The following is a 20,454-nucleotide window of genomic DNA, read 5'->3' as shown; positions in this document are numbered from 1 at the left end:
TATGCTAAAAGTGGTATGAGCAATCCATCTTAGTGAGTCCTGTCATGATGATTTGTATAGGCAGACTCAGAAGACTTGTAGTCACAGGGTAACAATTATTTTTTCAGAAAAGGTTTATGGCAGAAAACGTTCTGTTCCTCTTTCAACATGTGATGCCTTCGTTTAAAATAGGGGGTATCCCAATATAAAGAGTACTTTCATTATAAGACGAGATGAGTAGACCTTATCCATTATATAATGAATTAAAAGTGAAATTGAGGAGAACGAAATGAAAAAAGAAAATGTTGTTTCCATTGAAGATCGAATTCCTAAATTAAAACAACACCGAAAAAAGAAGGCCAATCGCAGACTTCTGTTTTTACTTTCTTTATTCTTCCTGATGATTTTGTCGGTTGTTTATTTCCAATCCCCCCTTAGTCATGTAAAGAAGGTGTATGTTAATGGGAATGAACTGATTTCGGATAAGACAGTTCTTCAAGAAAGTGGAATTGACAGTGGCATGAACGTATGGAGTGTAAACAAAGATAAGACCGTGGACCAATTAAAGAAACTGCCTGAAGTGAAGGATGCGAAGGTAGAATTGACATTCCCGAATTCTTACGAAATAACTATTCGTGAGTATGGTAAGAAAGCGTACCTCTCTAAGGGGAACAAATTCTTTGTGATACTATCGAATGGGAAGGTCCTGGATAAAGGGACTGGGGCGGTACCCGTCGATGCTCCCCTATTAAGGGGATTTGAAGAAGATAAGGTCCTGGTCAAAATGGTGAAGGAATTAGGTGAGCTTCCTGTTGAAGTCCAACATCTCATCTCAGAGATCAATCTCGTTCCTAAGAAAACGGATCAATACCATTTGACACTATTTATGAACGATGGCTTCGAAGTGAGTGCAACCATTAGAAGCTTCTCTGAGAAAATGGTGCATTATCCTTCGATCGTCAGTCAATTGGACCCTGAAGTAAAAGGGGTTATTGATTTAGAGGTTGGTTCTTATTTCAGAGCATACGAAACGGAAGGTGAACAAAGCAATGAAGAGGATGAAGGTGAGAGGTAAGCACGTGATCCTCTCTCTTGTTTGTCTGGTTTTGGGTTTCATCCTTGCTTTTTCATTCAGTCTGGCAAACACAGAGCAAGCAGAACTTGGGAATCGGACGAATGGTCAATGGAAACAGGAAGAAGCATTAAGAGATCAAATCCTGGAGTACCAGCAGAAGAACAATAAGCTGCAGGAAAAGCTTTATGAGCAACAGGATAAGATCGGCAATATGGAAAAAGAATTTTCTAAAGAAAAACAAATTTATTTTAATCTGGCAGAAGATGCCGAGAAGTACCGAATGTACCTGGGCAAAACGAAAGTGAAAGGCCCCGGCGTAACTATTACTCTATCAGATGCCCAGTATGATCCTGAAGAAGAGAATGCCAATAATTATATTGTGCATGAACACCATGTCTTCAAGGTCATTAACGAACTATATATAGCAGGGGCTTCTGTGGTTGCCATTAATGGGCAAAGACTGAAGCATGATTCATACATACTTTGTAATGGTCCTGTCATTCAGATTGATGGGATCGATTACCCTGCTCCTTTCAAAATCACGGCAATCGGTGATCCGGATGTACTATCCTCTGCCATGAATATTACAGGTGGAGTGAAAGATCAACTTGTGAATGATAATATCATCTTTGAAATGAAAAAAGAGAATACGGTCATCCTGGAACCTACGGTTGGTGAATCGTAATCCTGCTTCCATTGAAGCGGATGATAGACTTTGTTCAGGATGAGGTTCAGCTTTGAAAGTAAGGTGCACTAAATGGATAACAAACTGAAAATCAGCTTTACCGTCATTACTGTGATAATCGGATTTATGATTGCCATCCAGTTTCAGACTGTAAAAGAGCCGGTTGTCCGGGACACAAGGGATATTTGGGAGCTCAGGGAAGCTCTTTTGAAAGAGAAGGAAGCAAACTCCAATTTATTGTCTGAAACGCGTTCCGTGGAAGCCAAGCTTGAACAATACAAAACAGAGCAACAATCGAGTCCTGAACAGGCATTGAAGCAGACGCTGGAGGAATTAAAGACTGAAATGGGACTGACTGAAAAGACTGGCCCCGGACTCATCCTGACCATTGAGCCTTCAATGGAGGAAATCCTTCTCGGAGAAAAGGTTCAGAACGTTTCGCCGGAACTTTTGGAAAGGCTCGTAAATGAACTGAATCAATATGATGCAGTTGATATCGCGATTGACGGTCATCGTTTGATCAATACTTCAGTCATAAGGGATATTAACGGAGATACGAAGGTAGATGGTAATACGATCAAGAAAATTCCTTTCGAGGTAAGAGTGCTGACCAAAGATATAAATGCAGCCAAGGATTTGTACAATCGCATGCAGGTTTCAAGGTCAGTGGAAGATTTCTTTATCGATAACCTTCGTGTGAACATTTCAAAGCCTTTAGAAAAGCTGGTACTACCGGAATATAAGGATACAATCCGGGTCCGTTTCATGGAACCGGTTAAGGAAAGAGGAGGGAACGAGTAATATGTGGCTTCCCGTTTTAGGGTTGCTAGTAGGGGTCTTCCTTGGGCTTCTCACAGATATTAGAATTCCAGAAGAGTATTCCAATTATTTATCGATTGCGGTCCTGGCAGCATTGGATACATTATTTGGCGGTATTCGTGCCCACCTCCAAAATATTTATGATGATAAGGTCTTTGTTTCTGGATTCTTTTTTAATATTTTACTAGCAGCAAGTTTAGCTTTTCTGGGGGTACATCTTGGTGTAGACTTATATTTGGCTGCTGTTTTTGCTTTTGGAGTAAGATTATTCCAGAACATAGCAGTGATTAGGCGAATAATGATTAGCAATTGGTCAAATAATCAAGAAAAAAGAGAAAAAAATTAGAATTTTAAAAGGGAATCGTTTTTGTTACGACGAATATCATATTAAGATATACTTAGAATCATGTTTTTTTATGATTGTTGTTCCAAATAATCATTCTTTAAGGAGGTGCCATAGAGTGAACAGCAATGAAATTTACGTTAGCCTAGACATCGGTACATCCACAGTGAAAGTAATCATTGGTGAAATGACAAATGATTCCTTAAACATAATCGGTGTAGGAAATGTGAACTCAGAAGGAATCAGAAAAGGTTCCATCGTAGATATAGACGAAACTGTTCATACAATCAAGAAGGCAGTTGAACAAGCTGAAAGGATGGTCGGGTTATCTATAAGCCAGGTCATCGTAGGTATTACAGGCAATCACGTGTCACTTCAATCTTGTCACGGAGTGGTGGCGGTATCGAGTGACAACAGGGAAATTGGTGATGAGGATGTTTTAAGAGTCATGGATGCAGCCCAGGTTGTCTCTATTCCCCCTGAAAGGGAGATCATCAATGTAATCCCAAGGCAGTTTATCGTTGATGGATTGGATGAGATTACTGACCCGAGGGGGATGATCGGTGTTCGACTGGAAATGGAAGGCACGATCATAACGGGATCTAAGACTATTTTACATAATACTCTCCGATGTGTAGAAAAGGCCGGTCTTGAAATAGTAGATATCGTGCTTCAGCCATTAGCCGCAGGTACCGTAGCGTTATCAAAGGACGAGAAGAACCTCGGGGCTGCGTTAATCGATATTGGTGGCGGCTCTACAACCATAGCAGTGTTCGAGCAAGGTCATTTAAAGGCCACGACGGTGCTTCCTGTCGGTGGGGAACATATTACAAAGGATTTATCGATTGGATTACGGACATCCACAGACGATGCAGAAAAAATCAAAACCAAATATGGACATGCTTTCTATGACCATGCGTCGGAAGATGAAGTGTTCAGCGTGCCAATTATTGGCAGTGATCAACATCAGCAATTTAATCAATTAGAAATTTCTGATATCATAGAAGCAAGGCTGGAAGAGATCCTGGACCTCATCAGCCATGAGCTGAAACGATTGGGAATCAGGGACCTGCCAGGTGGATATGTATTAACTGGTGGTGTAGCAAATCTTCCAGGTGTGTTAGAATTAGCACAAATCGTTTTCCAAAATCGTGTACGCGTGGCCATTCCTGATTATATCGGAGTGAGGGAACCCCAGTATACGACAGCAGTTGGATTGATCAAATATGCTCAGAAGAATGCAAGATTGCAAGGAAGATCTGTAAGTGCGGAACCAGTGCCTGTTGAGGCCGCTGAGAAGCGTCAATCGAAACCGGTGAATAAAAAGCCGAAGCCTGCAAAGGTAAAAGAAGAAGAACATGAAGATGAAAAGGCCATGTCAAAAGTGAAAAAGTTCTTTGGATACTTCTTTGAATAAATAAAAGGAATCCATAGATTCGACGAGTTAGGAGGATTTGTCATGTTGGAGTTTGATACAAATTTAGATTCATTAGCGACAATAAAAGTTATTGGTGTCGGTGGCGGAGGAAACAACGCTGTAAACCGAATGATCGAACATGGTGTTCAGGGTGTTGAATTTATCGCCGTTAACACGGATGCACAAGCTTTGAATCTATCAAAAGCTGAAATTAAAATGCAAATCGGTGGCAAATTAACCAGGGGGTTAGGTGCAGGTGCCAATCCTGAAGTTGGTAAAAAGGCTGCTGAAGAAAGTAAAGAGCAGATTGAAGAGGCCCTTAGAGGGGCGGACATGGTCTTTGTTACGGCCGGAATGGGTGGAGGTACCGGAACTGGTGCAGCTCCTGTAATCGCTCAAATCGCCCGTGAAATCGGAGCATTGACAGTGGGTGTTGTAACACGGCCATTCACCTTCGAAGGCAGAAAGCGTTCAAATCAAGCTAGCGGTGGTATCGCAGCTATGAAAGAAGGCGTAGATACACTTATTGTTATTCCAAACGATCGCCTTCTTGAAATCGTGGATAAGAGCACTCCAATGCTTGAAGCCTTCCGTGAAGCGGATAATGTACTGCGTCAGGGTGTTCAAGGTATCTCAGATCTTATCGCCACTCCTGGTCTTATCAACCTGGACTTTGCAGATGTTAAAACGATCATGTCCAATAAAGGTTCAGCTTTGATGGGAATCGGTGCAGCCTCTGGAGAAAACCGTGCCACTGAAGCGGCTAAAAAAGCGGTTTCCAGCCCGTTGCTAGAAACATCCATCGACGGTGCTCAGGGTGTCCTGATGAACATCACGGGCGGAACGTCATTAAGCCTATACGAAGTACAGGAGGCGGCAGATATAGTAGCCTCTGCATCAGACCAAGAAGTGAACATGATCTTCGGTTCTGTAATCAATGAAGATTTAAAAGATGATATTGTCGTAACCGTCATTGCAACAGGTTTTAATGAAGAGGTCATCCAGCCTCCAAAACAAACACGCCCCACATTTGGTGCAATGAAGCCAAATCAAAGTGCTAACCCGAACCAGTCGGTTAAACGCGAACATCCTAAACGCGAAGAACAGCCTCAACAGCAAGAGCCTGTGAGGACCTCTTCCAATCAAGGTGCTGAAGAAACATTGGACATCCCAACATTCCTTCGCAACCGTAATCGTCGGAGATAATAACCGATGATAAGCAAAATCCCCCAAGGTATTTTATCTTGGGGGTTTTTGCTGTCTTTATCATTATACTCCTCTAAAACATAGCCATAATCCCTCTATATTTAATGACATTTTTCGTTTATATCTCTGAAAAGTTTTCCTTGAAAGCATACAAAAAATGACAACTTTTATTAGGTATGTACGATATACTTCTGATAAGTCATTCCTCTGGTGACTAAAAAGCTGCTAGGTGAAATGTAAAAAGGAGGGTAGAGATTGACTTTATATTTGGATGTCATCTGGTTGTTGAATCTGTTAGTAGACTTTTTCTTACTATGGTTAACAGGGATCATCTTAAAGAGACAATATGCCCTCTGGAGAATCGGAATCGGCAGTTTGATAGGCTCTATCATTATTCTCCTGGCTTTTTCACCCTATGCTCATTTCACTGGGAGCCCTTTTGTAAAATTATTATTTTCAGTTGTCATGGTGTTTTCAGCTTTTGGTTATAGGAGATTGCGCTTTTACTTATCAAATCTTCTTATGTTCTATTTTGTCACCTTCTTCACGGGTGGAATTTTAATAGGGACTCATTATTTTATTAGTTTTGATCCAAGCAGGGAATCATCCATGCTGCTGGCAAGTATACGTGGATTCGGTGACCCGATAAGCTGGGTATTTGTAATGCTCGCACTGCCTCTTGCCTGGTATTTTTCAAAAGCGAGGGTGGATAGCATTGAGCACGTAAAGCTTCAATACGATCAGCTCCTGGAAGTGAACATAAAAATTGATAATTTCCAATGTACCGTTACAGGTCTTGTAGACAGTGGAAATCAGCTTCAGGACCCAATCTCCAAAAATCCGGTCATGATTTTATCCATTGCAGAAATCGAGGGTGAGATCCCTCATGAAATGAGAGCACTTTGCCATGAAGTCGAAGAAATTTTTTCAGGAGAGAAAGAAATCGGAACCCGCTGGTCTGACAGGATGCGTATAATACCGGCACAATCGGTAGGAAGGAAAAGTCAGCTTCTTGCTGCCATAAAGCCTGATTCATTAGTATTGAAAGATCATGAATCAGAATGGATCATTCCCAATGGATTAATTGCCTTTAGGGAAGAACCTCTTTCAGCAGATGGGAATTTCCAAGCAATCCTCCATCCAAAAATGGCTATGCGTAAACCGGTACTCAATGTTTCTTGATTCAATTACTACTACTATACTCACATTTTAAAGAAATAGAAGGGGGAGCAACAATGAAAAAATTCAAATTCAAATTTTTATACTACTGGTACAAACTATTAATCAAACTTGGACTGAAGACAGATGAAATTTACTACATAGGTGGTAGCGAAGCTCTTCCTCCTCCATTGTCGAAAGAAGAGGAAGAGGTACTACTCAATAAATTGCCCAATGGAGATAAGGCAGCAAGATCATTATTGATTGAACGAAACTTGAGATTAGTTGTATATATAGCACGGAAATTTGAAAATACCGGGATAAATATTGAAGACCTGATCAGTATCGGTACGATCGGACTCATAAAGGCAGTGAACACCTTCAATCCAGAGAAAAAAATCAAGTTGGCGACCTATGCTTCACGATGTATCGAGAATGAGATTCTGATGTACTTAAGGAGGAATAATAAGATAAGGTCAGAAGTTTCATTTGATGAACCCCTTAATATCGACTGGGATGGAAATGAATTACTTTTATCAGATGTACTTGGTACGGAAGAGGATATCATCACGAAAGACCTTGAAGCTACCGTTGATAAAAAGTTGCTTTTCAATGCCCTTCATCAGCTATCAGAACGGGAAAAACAAATCATGGAGCTTCGTTTCGGCTTGATGGGGGAAGAAGAAAAAACCCAGAAAGACGTTGCAGATATGCTTGGTATATCGCAATCCTATATATCCCGCTTAGAAAAAAGAATCATTAAGCGCTTAAAGAAGGAATTCAATAAAATGGTTTAATGCTTTAAAGCTGACCTTTTCCATGGAAAAGGTCAGCTTTTTATTTTTTTCATTGTTTTTTAAAAAAACATATTCATTTAACCAGATGGCGCAAGGGTTTAAGGAATTGTTGACCAACCCTTGTCAGATTGAAATGCATATTTTTCCTCTTCAAGGAAATACTGAATTTTGTACAGCAGCTCCTACAAGGAGGGGAAAGAATGACACGTAATAAAGTCGAAATTTGTGGTGTGGACACATCCAAATTGCCAGTTCTCAAAAATGATGAAATGAGAATACTTTTTAAAGAAATGCAAGCGGGTGACATCACCGCACGTGAAAAACTGGTCAATGGTAATCTGCGCCTCGTCTTAAGTGTAATTCAACGCTTTAATAACCGTGGAGAATATGTTGATGATTTATTTCAAGTAGGGTGTATTGGATTGATGAAATCCATCGATAATTTTGATTTAGGTCAAAACGTCCGATTCTCTACATACGCGGTTCCAATGATTATTGGAGAAATCCGTCGCTATTTGAGGGACAATAACCCAATAAGAGTGTCCCGCTCACTACGAGATATTGCGTACAAGGCTTTACAAGTAAGAGAAAAATTAATGGGGGAAACATCCAGGGAACCGACTGCAGAAGAAATTGCAAAAGTGTTGGATGTATCACACGAGGAAATCGTCTTTGCCCTCGATGCCATTCAAGATCCTGTTTCATTGTTCGAACCGATCTACAATGATGGTGGAGACCCCATCTTTGTCATGGATCAACTAAGCGATGAAAAGAACCGGGATTTTCACTGGATTGAAGAAATTGCCCTTCAAGAAGGGATGAGACGATTAAATGATCGTGAAAAACTCATCATCAGCAAACGTTTCTTCCAAGGAAAAACCCAAATGGAAGTCGCAGACGAAATCGGCATTTCCCAAGCCCAAGTATCAAGACTCGAAAAAGCAGCAATCAAACAAATGAACAAAAATATTCAATGAAATAAGAAAAGCGGAAGGGCTTTGCCCAGAGGCGACAAGCATAAGGCGAACCACCCGGAAAGGCGCACTTTGCCTTTTTGGGTGGTTTGACTTATGACCTCGAGCCTCTAAGCCCTGCAGCTGGACAAAGAAAAGCGGAGGCGGCTCGTTCAGCCCCGACAAGCACAACTGGGAAATCCCCAAAAGGCGCTCTTTGCCTTATGGGGATTTTTCATTGTGACCTCGAGGGGCTAGCCGCCGCAGCTGGAAAAAGAAAAGCGGAGGTCGCTCGTTCAGCCCCGACAAGCACAACTGGGAAATCCCCAAAAGGCGCTCTTTGCCTTATGGGGATTTTTCGGTTGTGACCTCGAGGGGCTAGCCGCCGCAGCTGGAAAAAGAAAAGCGGAGGCGGCTCGTTCAGCCCCGACAAGCACAACTGGGAAATCCCCAAAAGGCTCTGTTTGCCTTATGGGATTTTTCGGTTGTGACCTCGAGGGGCTAGCCGCCGCAGCTGGAAAAAGAAAAGAAAGGCAGATCTCCTTCGGGAAGGTCTGCCTTTCTTTTTGTAGCATACACTTATAATATCTAATTAAAATAGGTGGAAAGGTGTCTTTATGCCTTTTGTCCATTATCAACCCATAAGGAACAACTTGAAAAGAGGGTGAAAAAAGATGGTACGTATATCTGAGTTTCAGGTAAAAGATGTGGTGAGTATTTCAGACGGGAGGAAGTTAGGGAATATAGGAGATATTGAAATCAACCTTGATACAGGAAGGATTGAGGCAATCGTAATCGGCAGCGGTGGGAAAATATTAGGGTTTTTTGGCAAGGAAGAAGATATTGTGATCCCCTGGAGCAGTATTGTGAAAATAGGAGAAGATGTCATCCTGGTCAGATATAAAGACAGCCACTATATTCAGGGACAGCTGCAGGAACCGAAACAATCCCCCGAAACATGACGAATCTTCAAAGTCTATGGTACACTTAATTAAAAAAGAAGGAGATTCAACGTGTTGAAAGAGCCTTTTGTATTTGAAACAGACTCTTATTACTCCATTGGTGAATGGACAGAAGGAACCCCCCAATTAATCGCAGGTATCACTACAAGACGGGGCGGGAGTAGTTCAGGACCATTCGATACATTCAATATGGGGCTTCATGTAGGAGACGAGGAAACTTCTGTCATCCACAATCGCCACCTGCTTGCAACAGGATTGAATATGCCACTCTTTACATGGGTAGCGGCGGAACAAACACACGGGAGTACCATATATACTCCCTGTTCAAAGGACGCCGGGAAAGGCGCAGAAGACTACAAGAGCAGCATCAAGGACACCGATGGTTTCATGACTCGCGAAAGGAATATTCTGTTAACCATGTGTTATGCAGACTGTGTCCCCCTTTATTTCCTGGACAGGGCAACAGGAATGATCGGTTTGGCTCATGCAGGATGGAAGGGGACGGTTCTTCGTATAGGCCCGAAAATGGTTGAATCATTCATCGGGAAAGGGAGCTCCATCTCTTCATTAGAAGTGGTGATCGGACCCTCAATATGCCGTGATTGCTACGTAGTGGACGATTATGTTATCGATAAAGTGAAAAAAACACTAGAAGATGAAAACAACTTACCCTATAATTTAAAGGAAGAGGGACAGTATAATCTCGACCTTAAAGAGCTTAACCGAAAGCTCTTGATTCAGGGCGGGCTAAATCCTGATCAAATCCGTACTTCCAGTTTTTGTTCGTCCTGTCACGAAGAATTTTTCTCTTATCGTAGAGATGGTGGCAAAACGGGAAGAATAATGAGTTTTATTGGCTGGAAGGAGAAATGAAATGAACGTATCAGAAAATGTTAAGGCAATCAAGGAAAATATTCAAAGTGCCTGCAAACAAAGCGGAAGAAGCCCTGAAGACATAACCATTGTCGCAGTCACGAAGTACGTATCGATTGAACGGGCAGAAGAGGCGCTCGAAGCTGGGATTCTTCACTTAGGTGAAAACAGGGATGAAGGACTGAGCTCCAAGTGGGAAGTACTTCGGGACAAGCCCCATTGGCATTTCATAGGCTCCCTTCAATCAAGGAAAGTCAAAAACATCATTGATAAAGTATCATACATACATTCCCTGGATCGTTTGTCATTGGCGAAAGAAATTTCTAAAAGGGCTGAAAAGCCTGTCTCTTGTTTCGTTCAAGTGAATGTGTCCGGAGAAGGGTCCAAACATGGTATTTCACCCCATGAAGTAAAGGGATTTATCGATCGTTTGAAAAACTATTCCAATATTAAAGTCGCAGGATTAATGACGATGGCTCCACATACAGATGATGAAGCATTTTTGCGCTCTTGTTTCAGGCAGCTGAAAACCATTCAGGAGGAAATACACTCATTGAAGCTTCCTCACGCCCCTTGCACAGAATTATCTATGGGGATGAGCAATGATTATATGATTGCAATTGAAGAAGGTGCCACGTTTATTCGTATTGGAACTGCATTAGTTGGAAATGACTGAGAGGGGATGAATAAAAATGGGTATTAAGTCAAAGTTCAAGACATTCTTTTTGCTGGACGAAGATGAATATGAATATGAAGAAGAAAAGTACGAAGAAGAATACGAGGAGAAAAAGCCCATGAAGTCGCAGCTGCCTAATTCCAAACAAAATGTTGTGAGCCTTCAAAGTGTACAAAAATCCTCAAAAATGATTCTTGTTGAACCAAGAGTTTATGCTGAGGCCCAGGAAATAGCAGACCACCTGAAGAATCGCAGGTCTGTACTTGTGAATCTTCAGCGGATACAACATGATCAAGCAAAGCGGATCGTCGATTTTCTCAGTGGCACAGTGTATGCCATCGGAGGAGACATTCAGCGTGTAGGGGATAATATTTTTCTCTGCACACCAGACAATGTAGAAGTAAGCGGCAATATTTCTGAGTTCTTGAAAGAGGAAGACCTATCAGATTCGAGGTGGTAATGTAAATTATGTTGTGGGTTTATCAAATTTTAATTAATTTAATTCAAATATACTCTTGGGCTTTGATCATCTATATCTTAATGTCCTGGTTCCCGAATGCAAGAGAGACGTCGATCGGACAGTTCCTTGCAAGAATCTGTGAACCTTACCTGGAGCCATTCAGACGGATTGTTCCATCAATCGGGATGATTGATATTTCACCAATTGTGGCATTCATTGTGTTAAACCTGGCGCAATCAGGCTTAACGCAATTATTTAGATGGCTTATTTAATGGAAGCTTAGACCCATAAAGGACTGAAACCGGTCAATCCGTTTCAGTCCTTTTATTCTGTAATAATCAAGGAGGTGTTGAACTCTTGTCTTCCATTTATCAACACTTTAGACCCGATGAAAAAGAGTTTGTAGATGCTGTTTTAGAATGGAAGGACTCTGTGGAACAACAATATGCACCGAAATTGACGGATTTTTTGGACCCAAGGCAACAGCATATTGTCGAGTCGATTGTAGGAAATAACGATGAAATCATGCTTTCCTTCTCTCCGGAAGATTCAGAACGGAAACGAGCATTTATATATCCCTCCTATTTCCAACCGGAGGAAGAAGATTTTGGTATAAGGGCATTTGAAATACAGTATCCATCGAAGTTTGTTACAATAGAACATAGACAGGTATTAGGGACCCTTATGTCTCTTGGATTAAAGCGGGATAAATTCGGGGATATTGTGACCGGGGAAGAGACCATTCATTTGTTGCTTGCAGATGAAATCTCAGACTACGTTCGCATGGAACTCACCCAAATTGGAAAAGCCAAGGTATCTTTAAAGGATATACCATTGCATGAAAAAATGAAGAGTCAGGAAGAGTGGCAGGAAAAGACAACGACTGTCAGTTCATTAAGACTTGACGTCGTACTCGCTGCAATCTACAATGATTCCCGCCAAAAGGCTCAAACATTGATTAAAAGCGGTCATGTGAAAGTGAACTGGAAAACCGTTGAAAATCCGTCTTTCGATGTGGAAGCTTCAGATGTTTTATCCGCAAGAGGATACGGAAGAAGTAAGTTGCTGTCCATTGAAGGCAGAACAAAACGGGATAAATGGCGAATTTCTGTTGGAATACTGAAATAATTTCTGAAAAATAAAGGAATTCCCCCTCATACTGTCGAAATTTTAGTTATAATAAATATGTAATTCACCAAGTACTGGAGGTGGCTCCCATGCCTTTAACGCCATTAGACATACATAATAAAGAATTTAGTCGTGGCTTTCGTGGTTATGATGAGGATGAGGTCAATGAATTTTTAGATCAAATTATTAAAGATTACGAAATTCTAATCCGTGAGAAGAAAGAAACGGAAGAACGTTTAAACTCTTTGAATGAACGTTTAGGTCATTTTACCAACATTGAGGAAACGTTGAACAAATCAATCGTCATTGCTCAAGAAGCAGGGGAAGAAGTCAAGAGAAATGCAATGAAAGAGTCAAAGCTGATCATTAAAGAAGCAGAGAAGAATGCTGATCGAATCGTGAACGAATCATTGTCCAAGGCACGGAAGATAGCCATTGAAATTGAAGAGCTCAAAAAACAATCAAAAGTGTTCAGGACACGATTCAAAATGCTTATCGAAGCACAGCTTGATCTTCTTGATACAAATGATTGGGATCAATTGATGGAATTCGATCTGGATGCTACGGATTTAAAAACCTTAAAAGAAGAAGAGACATTGTCTTGACGAAAAGCGCAATATTTTCATATAATTGAACAACACATTCTTAATTGTCAGAGGTTAAGACAGGGACAGTACGTTCTTATTAAATAAATCCTTTCTAGCGAGTCGGGGACGGTGTGAGCCCGATAAGGAAAAGAGTGCGGAATATCACCCTCGAGCCCTTCTCATGAAATTCGGTTAGAAGAGTAATGATTAGCGAATTATTCACGTTACGAATCTTAACGAGTGAAGATCTTATATGGTCTTTATGAGGGTGGTACCGCGGGAAAGCTTTCTCGTCCCTTTTTCCAGGGATGAGTAAGCTTTTTTTATTTTAATATAAATATAAGGAAGTGCACCCGTTCTGATTAAGACGCGAAAGATTTAGAAATGATGGCAATAAAGATGAACGATATAGGAGGAAGAGTTTCATGGATTATAAAGATACATTATTAATGCCGAAAACGGAATTCCCGATGAGAGGGAATTTGCCGAAACGAGAGCCGGATACACAGAAGAAATGGGAAGAAATGAACATTTATCAACAAGTCCAGGAAAGAACGAGTGATCGTCCTTTATTCATCCTTCATGACGGACCTCCATATGCGAATGGTAACATTCATATGGGTCACGCGCTGAATAAGGTCCTTAAGGACTTCATCGTTCGATATAAATCCATGAACGGATACCACGCACCGTATGTTCCGGGTTGGGATACACATGGATTGCCGATTGAGCAGGCCTTAACAAATAAAGGCGTAAAGCGCAAAGAAATGACTGTTGCAGAATTCCGTAAATTATGTGAGGAATATGCATATGAGCAGGTGGATAACCAACGTAAGCAATTCAAGCAATTAGGGGTTCGAGGCGATTGGGATAATCCATATATTACACTAAGACCTGAATACGAAGCCCAGCAGATCAAAGTGTTCGGAGATATGGCGAAAAAGGGATACATCTATAAAGGGAAGAAGCCGGTCTATTGGTCACCATCAAGTGAATCAGCACTTGCTGAAGCAGAGATCGAATATCAGGATAAGCGTTCCCCGTCCATTTATGTTGGATTTGCCGTCACAGAAGGAAAGGGTGTCCTGAAGGAAGGAACCCAGCTCGTTATCTGGACGACAACTCCTTGGACGATTCCTGCCAATCTTGGAATCGCGGTTCATGCTGATCTTAGCTATGTCGTTGTAAATGTGAAGGGAAACAGCTATGTAGTAGCAGAAGATTTACTTGAAGAGGTAGCAAAGAATCTAGAGTGGGAAGACTATTCTGTATCCAAAAAGGTAAAGGGTGCCGAGCTTGAGCGTATCGTTGCAAAACACCCGCTATACGACCGTGAATCACTTGTCGTCCTTGGTGAGCATGTTACCACCGATTCAGGTACAGGTTGTGTTCATACAGCTCCAGGGCATGGTGAGGATGATTTCCTTGTAGGGAAGAAATATGGCCTTGACGTGTTATGTCCTGTAGACGATAAAGGGGTTATGACTTCGGAAGCGCCTGGATTTGAAGGGTTATTTTATGACAAAGCCAATAAGCCGATCACTGAGAAGCTTCAGGAATTGGGGGCATTGCTCAAGTTAAACTTCATTACTCACTCCTATCCACATGATTGGCGTACAAAGAAGCCGGTTATTTTCAGAGCAACCGCCCAGTGGTTTGCATCTATTGATAAATTCCGTAAAGAATTATTAGAAGCGGTAAATGAAACGAAATGGATTCCGGCATGGGGCGAAACACGCCTCTACAACATGGTCAGAGACCGTGGTGACTGGTGTATTTCCCGTCAACGTGCATGGGGGGTGCCGATTCCGGTATTCTATGCTGAAAATGGTCAGGAAATCATTACAGATGAAACGATTGATCATGTGTCTAATCTCTTCCGTGAACACGGGTCGAATATCTGGTTTGAGAAAGAAGCGAAAGCCCTTCTACCTGAAGGATTTACTCATGAAGGCAGCCCGAATGGGACGTTCACAAAAGAACAGGATATCATGGATGTGTGGTTTGACTCAGGTTCTTCTCATCAGGCAGTCCTTGAGGAACGAGATGATCTTCAACGTCCGGCAGATCTTTATTTAGAGGGCTCTGATCAATATCGTGGGTGGTTCAACTCATCTTTAACGACGAGTGTAGCCGTAACAGGAAAAGCTCCATATAAAGGAGTATTGAGTCACGGATTCGCACTGGATGGTGATGGAAGGAAAATGAGTAAATCACTAGGCAATGTCATGGTTCCTGAGAAAGTCATGAAACAGCTTGGTGCCGACATTCTGCGCCTCTGGGTTGCATCTGTGGATTATCAGGCGGATGTACGTGTATCAGATCCTATTCTAAAGCAGGTAGCTGAAGTTTACCGCAAGATCCGTAATACATTCCGTTTCTTATTGGGGAATCTTTCTGACTTTGATCCTAAATCCAATGCCGTATCCTTCGATCAGCTAAGAGAAGTCGATCAATTCATGCTTGTGAAGCTGAATGACCTCGTAAAAAACGTGAAAAATTCTTATGATAAGTATGAATTTGCCAGCATTTATCACGCAGTCAATAATTTCTGTACCTTGGACTTAAGCTCATTCTACCTTGATTTTGCGAAGGATGTTCTTTATATCGAGTCGGAAAATCATTACGAACGACGTGCAATACAGACTGTACTGTATGAATGTCTGGTGGCTCTTACGAAACTTATGTCTCCGATCCTTTCTCACACTGCAGATGAAGTTTGGGGGTATATCCCGGGTGCTGAGGGAGAAAGTGTTCAACTGACAGATATGCCTGAAGTGCAAACATTCGCAGATGCTGATGAATTGAAGAAAAAATGGAGTGCATTCCTCGAATTAAGAGATGATGTATTAAAGGCCCTGGAGGAAGCTCGTAACCAGAAAATCATCGGGAAATCGTTAACGGCTAAAGTAACACTTTACGTGAATGATGAAACAAAAAGCTTACTGGACTCCATTAAAGAAGACTTAAAGCAGTTGTTTATCGTGTCTGCCTTTGAAATAGGTGGAGCGGTAAATGAAGCCCCGGATGATGCCTTGAATCTTGGTGAAAACAACATCGTTGTCGAAAAAGCCGATGGTGAAACATGTGACCGCTGCTGGATCGTCACTACAATAGTTGGCGAGGATAAAGATCATCCAACTCTATGCACACGATGTGCGTCTGTTGTGAAAGAAAGCTACTCTCACTTGACGTAACGAAAAGGTGACCTGTCAATTTGGCCGGTCACCTTTTTTATGTCTTATACGCCCGCATTCAAATTCCATAATTGCTATATCTTGCAACACAATATTCATGGCCATTTCCTCCATACTATAAGTGGAGGGATCAAGATGACATATGACCGATACACATCCATTGTAGAAGAGCTGAAGACATCCTTGCAGGAACTTGAGGCAAGTCAATCTCAACATCCTTTAATTCAGAAATATATAGAAGAGGAAATTACAGAGGTGAAACAAGCTTTGGTTCGTTTCCGGGATAATGAATATGGATATTGTGAAATGAGCGGCGAAGAAATTCCTTTTGATTTCATGCTGATGAATCCAACCTGTACATCGATTCAAAATGCTTTAGACTGGAGGAGGTTTGGGAAGATTTCATCCTACTCCTGATTTTCTCTCATGTTTCCACCAATCACCTCTAGTTTCAGTGTCTTTATTTCCCCTTTTATGCTAAAATGCAAAGGTAATCAATTAACGATGTTCGGAGGTTGCCTTTGTGTATTATTATTTAGTGGCTTTGATTGTTATTGGATTGGATCAATTAACAAAATGGTTGGTAGTGAGACAAATGACCGAGGGAGAAAGCATATCAATAATAAATAATGTCTTTTATCTTACTTCTCATCGGAATCAAGGTGCAGCATGGGGAATCCTCCAAGGACAAATGTGGTTTTTTTATATTATTACATTAGTTGTAATTGTAGGTATCGTGTATTATATGCAAGTCCATGCAAAGGGGCATCCGTTGTTTAGTCTGAGCCTCGCTTTTATGCTTGGTGGAGCAATTGGAAACTTTATTGATCGTGTCTTTAGAAAAGAAGTGGTCGATTTCTTAAATACATACATTTTTTCCTATGATTTTCCGATTTTTAATATTGCCGATGCAGCATTAACCATTGGAGTGGCATTGTTACTCATTTACATGTATTTAGACGAACGAAAAGCAAAGAAGGAGAACAAAAATGGAAGTAATTCAGCACAGCATACTTGAAGAAGAACAGGGAGAACGAATTGATAAGGTCGTTAGTCAATTGAATAAGGAATGGTCACGGTCCCAGGTCCAGCAATGGATTAAGGACGGTCATATCAAAGTGAATGATGAAAGTGTCAAGCCAAACTTGAAGTGCACTTTGAACGCCGTGATCACGGTTTCAATTCCGGAACCGGAAGAATTGGATGTAGAGCCTGAAAATTTACACCTGGATATTGCATATGAAGATGGAGATGTTATCGTCGTGAACAAGCCGAAAGGGATGGTCGTCCATCCCGCTCCTGGACATTATTCGGGGACAATGGTAAATGGATTGATGTATCATTGTAAGGATCTTTCAGGCATCAATGGAATTTTAAGACCGGGCATCGTCCATAGAATTGACAAGGACACATCCGGTTTACTCATGGTAGCCAAGAATGATATGGCCCATGAACATCTTGTAAACCAGTTAGTAGAAAAGTCTGTAACCAGGAAATATACGGCCATTGTACATGGCTTGATCCCACACGAATATGGAACGATAGATGCTCCAATCGGAAGAGACCCTAAAGATCGCCAGAGTATGGCTGTCGTAGATAATGGAAAACAAGCGGTCACCCATTTCAAAGTGTTGGACCGATATAAGGATTTTACGCTCGTTGAATGTGAATTGGAAACAGGAAGAACCCATCAAATCAGGGTGCATATGAAGTACATCGGCTTTCCGCTTGCTGGAGATCCGAAATATGGTCCCCGTAAGACGTTAAGTATTGATGGACAGGCCCTTCATGCAGGAGTACTTGGCTTTGTTCATCCAAGAACGGAAGAATATATGGAGTTCCATGCAAAGTTACCGGAAGAATTCACAAAATTGATCAACCATCTTGAAAATAACCATTGACAAATTTCGACGTGACCTTTATGATGTAATTAATTGAATAAGTAACCTTTAATACGGTCCCGTGAGGCTGAGAAGGAGCAATGTATGACCAATTCTATTGGTGTGCAATGGATTATAACGATAAATCTGCCCTCTCATCTATAGCGGTGAGAGGGATTTTTTATGTGGATAATTAGAAAGCGAGGTGGCTGTAAATGACTAAGAAAGCAACGGTGTTGGATCAACCCGCCATTCGAAGAGCACTCACAAGGATCGCTCATGAAATCATTGAACGAAACAAGGGTATTGAAGATTGCATTCTTGTAGGAATCAAAACAAGAGGCATTTACATCGCCAATAGATTAGCCGAGCGGATTCATGCGATTGAAGGGGAAGAAATTCCAGTCGGTGAAATAGACATCACTCTATACCGAGATGATTTAACAAAGAAAACAGACGATCACGAACCAGAGGTTAAGGGGTCTGACCTGCCGGTGGATATTACAAACAAGAAAGTCATTCTGGTGGATGATGTATTATTCACTGGGAGGACGGTCCGTGCGGGCTTGGATGCCTTAATGGATCTTGGGCGGCCAAGCCAGATCCAACTGGCGGTCCTTGTGGATCGGGGACATAGAGAGTTGCCGATTCGGGCGGATTTCGTCGGGAAGAACATTCCGACTTCAAGCTCTGAGAAAATCATGGTTGCTTTAACCGAAGTAGATCAGGAAGACGCTGTCGCAATACACGAAAAAGAATAAAGGAAGTCCTTTTAAGAGCGGTCCAGTGAGGCTGACAAAGGATGGGATTTGAAGGTGGAAACTGGCCTTCTTGTACCCTCTTTGTGCCCTCTTTAGGACAAAGAGGGTTTTTTAATGGGGAAAAATGGGTATCAGAGGAGGAAACAGATATGAATCAAAAACAAGATATCGTATTAGATGTAGAAGAAGTACCGAATATAGGAAAATGGGTCACCCTGAGCATACAACATTTATTCGCCATGTTTGGAGCGACCGTACTTGTACCATTTCTGGTGGGTTTGAGTCCGGGGGTCGCCTTGATTTCAAGTGGGCTTGGGACACTCGCTTATCTCTTGATTACTAAAGGAAGAATACCTGCTTACCTGGGATCATCTTTCGCTTTCATTGCACCCATCCTTGCAGCCAAGAGCCTTGGAGGTCCAGAAGCTGCCATGATGGGAAGCTTCCTTGCGGGTATCGTTTACGGTATCGTCGCGTTACTCATCTCGAAGCTTGGCTTGAAATGGCTGATTAGAATCCTGCCACCGGTTGTTGTAGGACCCGTCATCATGGTCATCGGTTTGGGTCTTGCCGGAACGGCTGTGAATATGGCCATGTATGAAAATCCGGGAGCAGAGCAATTGGTATACAGCAACACGCACTTAATGGTCGCACTTGCAACATTGGCCATTACAGTCATCTGCTCGATTTACTTCAAAGGCTTTCTAGGAATGGTCCCGATCCTGGCTGGTATTATCGGAGGCTATATCATTGCAGTATTTGCGGGACTGGTGGATTTTCAACAGGTATTGGATGCACCCTTCTTCCAAATGCCTGACTTCTTTATCCCGTTTGTACATTACACGCCGAGCTTTTCTTGGGAGATTGTATCCATCATGGTGCCGGTTGCACTGGTAACCCTGGCAGAGCATACGGGGGATCAGATGGTATTAAGTAAGGTCGTAGGACGGAATTTCATTGAAAAGCCTGGCCTGCACCGCTCGATTCTTGGAGACGGGGTTGCGACGATGATCGCATCCTTCCTGGGTGGGCCTCCAAATACAACGTATGGTGAAAACATCGGTGTCCTTGCCATTACACGGGTATTCAGCGTATTCGTCATCGGTGGGGCAGCTATGTTAGCCATCGTGTTCGGATTCATTGGGAAAATAACGGCATTGATTGGCTCGATTCCATCAGCTGTCATGGGGGGCGTATCGATCCTCCTGTTCGGAATCATCGCATCAAGCGGACTCCGCATGCTGATTGATAATAAAGTAGACCTGGGTAACAAGCGGAATTTAGTCATCTCAAGTGTCATCCTTGTTATCGGAGTGGGAGGAGCATTTGTGAAAATAAACGAGAATGTATCCTTATCCGGTATGGCACTTGCCGCGATCGTAGGAGTGTTCCTGAACCTGGTATTACCGGGAAGGAAAGAAAGTGAAGCAGAAAACAATTTATTCCAAGAAGAGAATACTAAGCAAGACGTTGCATAGAACCACCTTTTAACATGGTC

General features: G+C 41.9%; 22 protein-coding genes and 1 other annotated feature. All 22 genes read left to right on the top strand.

Translation table 11 applies throughout. The features are described 5' to 3' along the window. Positions 1 to 268: 268 nt before the first annotated feature. The 22 genes from JI667_RS05245 (at position 269) to JI667_RS05140 (ending at position 20,434) form a co-directional block, all read left to right on the top strand. Positions 269 to 1,054, top strand: a complete 786-nt coding sequence (locus JI667_RS05245) for a cell division protein FtsQ/DivIB (protein WP_206851015.1) — start codon at positions 269 to 271, stop codon at positions 1,052 to 1,054. After that, the gene (locus JI667_RS05240) at positions 1,029 to 1,739 is read left to right on the top strand and encodes a DUF881 domain-containing protein (protein WP_206851014.1); all 711 of its coding nucleotides are present in this window, start codon (positions 1,029 to 1,031) and stop codon (positions 1,737 to 1,739) included. Before JI667_RS05245 ends, JI667_RS05240 begins: the two co-directional genes overlap by 26 nt. A 72-nt stretch (positions 1,740 to 1,811) precedes the next feature. Further along, positions 1,812 to 2,540, top strand: a complete 729-nt coding sequence (locus JI667_RS05235) for a DUF881 domain-containing protein (protein WP_206851013.1) — start codon at positions 1,812 to 1,814, stop codon at positions 2,538 to 2,540. A gap of 1 nt (position 2,541) precedes the next feature. Then, positions 2,542 to 2,904: a small basic family protein gene (locus tag JI667_RS05230; RefSeq protein WP_206851012.1), complete on the top strand. Its 363-nt coding sequence runs from the start codon at positions 2,542 to 2,544 to the stop codon at positions 2,902 to 2,904. Between the two features lie 115 nt (positions 2,905 to 3,019). Continuing rightward, the gene (gene ftsA, locus JI667_RS05225; RefSeq protein WP_061809829.1) at positions 3,020 to 4,318 is read left to right on the top strand and encodes a cell division protein FtsA; all 1,299 of its coding nucleotides are present in this window, start codon (positions 3,020 to 3,022) and stop codon (positions 4,316 to 4,318) included. A 42-nt stretch (positions 4,319 to 4,360) separates the two neighbouring features. Continuing rightward, the gene (ftsZ, locus tag JI667_RS05220; RefSeq protein ID WP_206851011.1) at positions 4,361 to 5,524 is read left to right on the top strand and encodes a cell division protein FtsZ; all 1,164 of its coding nucleotides are present in this window, start codon (positions 4,361 to 4,363) and stop codon (positions 5,522 to 5,524) included. Between the two features lie 255 nt (positions 5,525 to 5,779). Then, on the top strand, positions 5,780 to 6,706 hold the full coding sequence (gene spoIIGA / locus JI667_RS05215) for a sigma-E processing peptidase SpoIIGA (protein WP_206851010.1): 927 nt from the start codon (positions 5,780 to 5,782) through the stop codon (positions 6,704 to 6,706). A gap of 53 nt (positions 6,707 to 6,759) precedes the next feature. Next, positions 6,760 to 7,479: an RNA polymerase sporulation sigma factor SigE gene (gene sigE, locus JI667_RS05210; protein ID WP_206851009.1), complete on the top strand. Its 720-nt coding sequence runs from the start codon at positions 6,760 to 6,762 to the stop codon at positions 7,477 to 7,479. Between the two features lie 200 nt (positions 7,480 to 7,679). Next, positions 7,680 to 8,456: an RNA polymerase sporulation sigma factor SigG gene (sigG, locus tag JI667_RS05205; protein WP_206851008.1), complete on the top strand. Its 777-nt coding sequence runs from the start codon at positions 7,680 to 7,682 to the stop codon at positions 8,454 to 8,456. Between the two features lie 650 nt (positions 8,457 to 9,106). Continuing rightward, positions 9,107 to 9,394 carry a YlmC/YmxH family sporulation protein gene (locus JI667_RS05200; RefSeq protein WP_206851007.1) on the top strand — a complete coding sequence of 96 codons (288 nt, stop codon included), beginning with the start codon at positions 9,107 to 9,109 and terminating at the stop codon, positions 9,392 to 9,394. A 51-nt stretch (positions 9,395 to 9,445) separates the two neighbouring features. Beyond that, positions 9,446 to 10,267, top strand: a complete 822-nt coding sequence (gene pgeF / locus JI667_RS05195) for a peptidoglycan editing factor PgeF (RefSeq protein ID WP_368077880.1) — start codon at positions 9,446 to 9,448, stop codon at positions 10,265 to 10,267. 1 nt (position 10,268) lies between these two features. Continuing rightward, positions 10,269 to 10,943 (top strand): YggS family pyridoxal phosphate-dependent enzyme, encoded by a 675-nt coding sequence (locus JI667_RS05190; RefSeq protein WP_206851006.1) that lies wholly within the window; start codon positions 10,269 to 10,271, stop codon positions 10,941 to 10,943. Between the two features lie 16 nt (positions 10,944 to 10,959). Further along, on the top strand, positions 10,960 to 11,403 hold the full coding sequence (locus JI667_RS05185) for a cell division protein SepF (RefSeq protein ID WP_206851005.1): 444 nt from the start codon (positions 10,960 to 10,962) through the stop codon (positions 11,401 to 11,403). Positions 11,404 to 11,411: 8 nt separating this feature from the next. Then, positions 11,412 to 11,675 carry a YggT family protein gene (locus JI667_RS05180; RefSeq protein ID WP_206851004.1) on the top strand — a complete coding sequence of 88 codons (264 nt, stop codon included), beginning with the start codon at positions 11,412 to 11,414 and terminating at the stop codon, positions 11,673 to 11,675. Positions 11,676 to 11,760: 85 nt separating this feature from the next. Beyond that, positions 11,761 to 12,531, top strand: coding sequence for an RNA-binding protein (locus JI667_RS05175; RefSeq protein ID WP_206851003.1), 771 nt, complete (start codon positions 11,761 to 11,763; stop codon positions 12,529 to 12,531). 89 nt (positions 12,532 to 12,620) lie between these two features. Further along, positions 12,621 to 13,136 (top strand): DivIVA domain-containing protein, encoded by a 516-nt coding sequence (locus JI667_RS05170; RefSeq protein ID WP_098350955.1) that lies wholly within the window; start codon positions 12,621 to 12,623, stop codon positions 13,134 to 13,136. Between the two features lie 47 nt (positions 13,137 to 13,183). After that, positions 13,184 to 13,419, top strand: a binding site (T-box leader). Between the two features lie 124 nt (positions 13,420 to 13,543). After that, on the top strand, positions 13,544 to 16,315 hold the full coding sequence (gene ileS / locus JI667_RS05165; protein WP_206851002.1) for an isoleucine--tRNA ligase: 2,772 nt from the start codon (positions 13,544 to 13,546) through the stop codon (positions 16,313 to 16,315). 135 nt (positions 16,316 to 16,450) lie between these two features. After that, positions 16,451 to 16,732 carry a hypothetical protein gene (locus tag JI667_RS05160; protein WP_206851001.1) on the top strand — a complete coding sequence of 94 codons (282 nt, stop codon included), beginning with the start codon at positions 16,451 to 16,453 and terminating at the stop codon, positions 16,730 to 16,732. Positions 16,733 to 16,838: 106 nt separating this feature from the next. Then, positions 16,839 to 17,333 carry a signal peptidase II gene (lspA, locus tag JI667_RS05155; RefSeq protein WP_206851000.1) on the top strand — a complete coding sequence of 165 codons (495 nt, stop codon included), beginning with the start codon at positions 16,839 to 16,841 and terminating at the stop codon, positions 17,331 to 17,333. Next, positions 17,305 to 18,216 (top strand): RluA family pseudouridine synthase, encoded by a 912-nt coding sequence (locus tag JI667_RS05150; RefSeq protein ID WP_206850999.1) that lies wholly within the window; start codon positions 17,305 to 17,307, stop codon positions 18,214 to 18,216. Before lspA ends, JI667_RS05150 begins: the two co-directional genes overlap by 29 nt. 194 nt (positions 18,217 to 18,410) lie before the next feature. Further along, a complete protein-coding gene (gene pyrR / locus JI667_RS05145; RefSeq protein WP_206850998.1) occupies positions 18,411 to 18,956 on the top strand; it encodes a bifunctional pyr operon transcriptional regulator/uracil phosphoribosyltransferase PyrR in 546 nt (181 codons plus the stop codon). Positions 18,957 to 19,105: 149 nt separating this feature from the next. After that, entirely contained in the window at positions 19,106 to 20,434 is a 1,329-nt protein-coding gene (locus tag JI667_RS05140; RefSeq protein WP_206850997.1) for a uracil-xanthine permease family protein, read from the top strand. Positions 20,435 to 20,454: the final 20 nt, after the last annotated feature.

This window comes from Bacillus sp. NTK074B, assembly GCF_017303375.1.
GTDB lineage: Bacteria > Bacillota > Bacilli > Bacillales > Bacillaceae_B > Rossellomorea.
The sequence above is the reverse complement of the archived record's forward strand: the minus strand, read 5'-3'. Positions and strand labels throughout refer to the sequence as shown.

Excerpts from the sequence above, each read along its gene's own strand:
- JI667_RS05240 (WP_206851014.1), top strand. The coding sequence starts at position 1,029 with ATGAAGAGGATGAAGGTGAGAGGTAAGCACGTGATCCTCTCTCTTGTT.
- JI667_RS05185 (WP_206851005.1), top strand. The coding sequence starts at position 10,960 with ATGGGTATTAAGTCAAAGTTCAAGACATTCTTTTTGCTGGACGAAGAT.
- ftsZ (WP_206851011.1), top strand. The coding sequence starts at position 4,361 with ATGTTGGAGTTTGATACAAATTTAGATTCATTAGCGACAATAAAAGTT.
- JI667_RS05150 (WP_206850999.1), top strand. The coding sequence starts at position 17,305 with ATGGAAGTAATTCAGCACAGCATACTTGAAGAAGAACAGGGAGAACGA.
- ileS (WP_206851002.1), top strand. The coding sequence starts at position 13,544 with ATGGATTATAAAGATACATTATTAATGCCGAAAACGGAATTCCCGATG.
- sigG (WP_206851008.1), top strand. The coding sequence starts at position 7,680 with ATGACACGTAATAAAGTCGAAATTTGTGGTGTGGACACATCCAAATTG.
- JI667_RS05190 (WP_206851006.1), top strand. The coding sequence starts at position 10,269 with ATGAACGTATCAGAAAATGTTAAGGCAATCAAGGAAAATATTCAAAGT.
- JI667_RS05180 (WP_206851004.1), top strand. The coding sequence starts at position 11,412 with ATGTTGTGGGTTTATCAAATTTTAATTAATTTAATTCAAATATACTCT.
- JI667_RS05140 (WP_206850997.1), top strand. The coding sequence starts at position 19,106 with ATGAATCAAAAACAAGATATCGTATTAGATGTAGAAGAAGTACCGAAT.
- JI667_RS05235 (WP_206851013.1), top strand. The coding sequence starts at position 1,812 with ATGGATAACAAACTGAAAATCAGCTTTACCGTCATTACTGTGATAATC.
- JI667_RS05160 (WP_206851001.1), top strand. The coding sequence starts at position 16,451 with ATGACATATGACCGATACACATCCATTGTAGAAGAGCTGAAGACATCC.
- JI667_RS05170 (WP_098350955.1), top strand. The coding sequence starts at position 12,621 with ATGCCTTTAACGCCATTAGACATACATAATAAAGAATTTAGTCGTGGC.
- sigE (WP_206851009.1), top strand. The coding sequence starts at position 6,760 with ATGAAAAAATTCAAATTCAAATTTTTATACTACTGGTACAAACTATTA.
- JI667_RS05200 (WP_206851007.1), top strand. The coding sequence starts at position 9,107 with ATGGTACGTATATCTGAGTTTCAGGTAAAAGATGTGGTGAGTATTTCA.
- JI667_RS05230 (WP_206851012.1), top strand. The coding sequence starts at position 2,542 with ATGTGGCTTCCCGTTTTAGGGTTGCTAGTAGGGGTCTTCCTTGGGCTT.
- pyrR (WP_206850998.1), top strand. The coding sequence starts at position 18,411 with ATGACTAAGAAAGCAACGGTGTTGGATCAACCCGCCATTCGAAGAGCA.
- JI667_RS05245 (WP_206851015.1), top strand. The coding sequence starts at position 269 with ATGAAAAAAGAAAATGTTGTTTCCATTGAAGATCGAATTCCTAAATTA.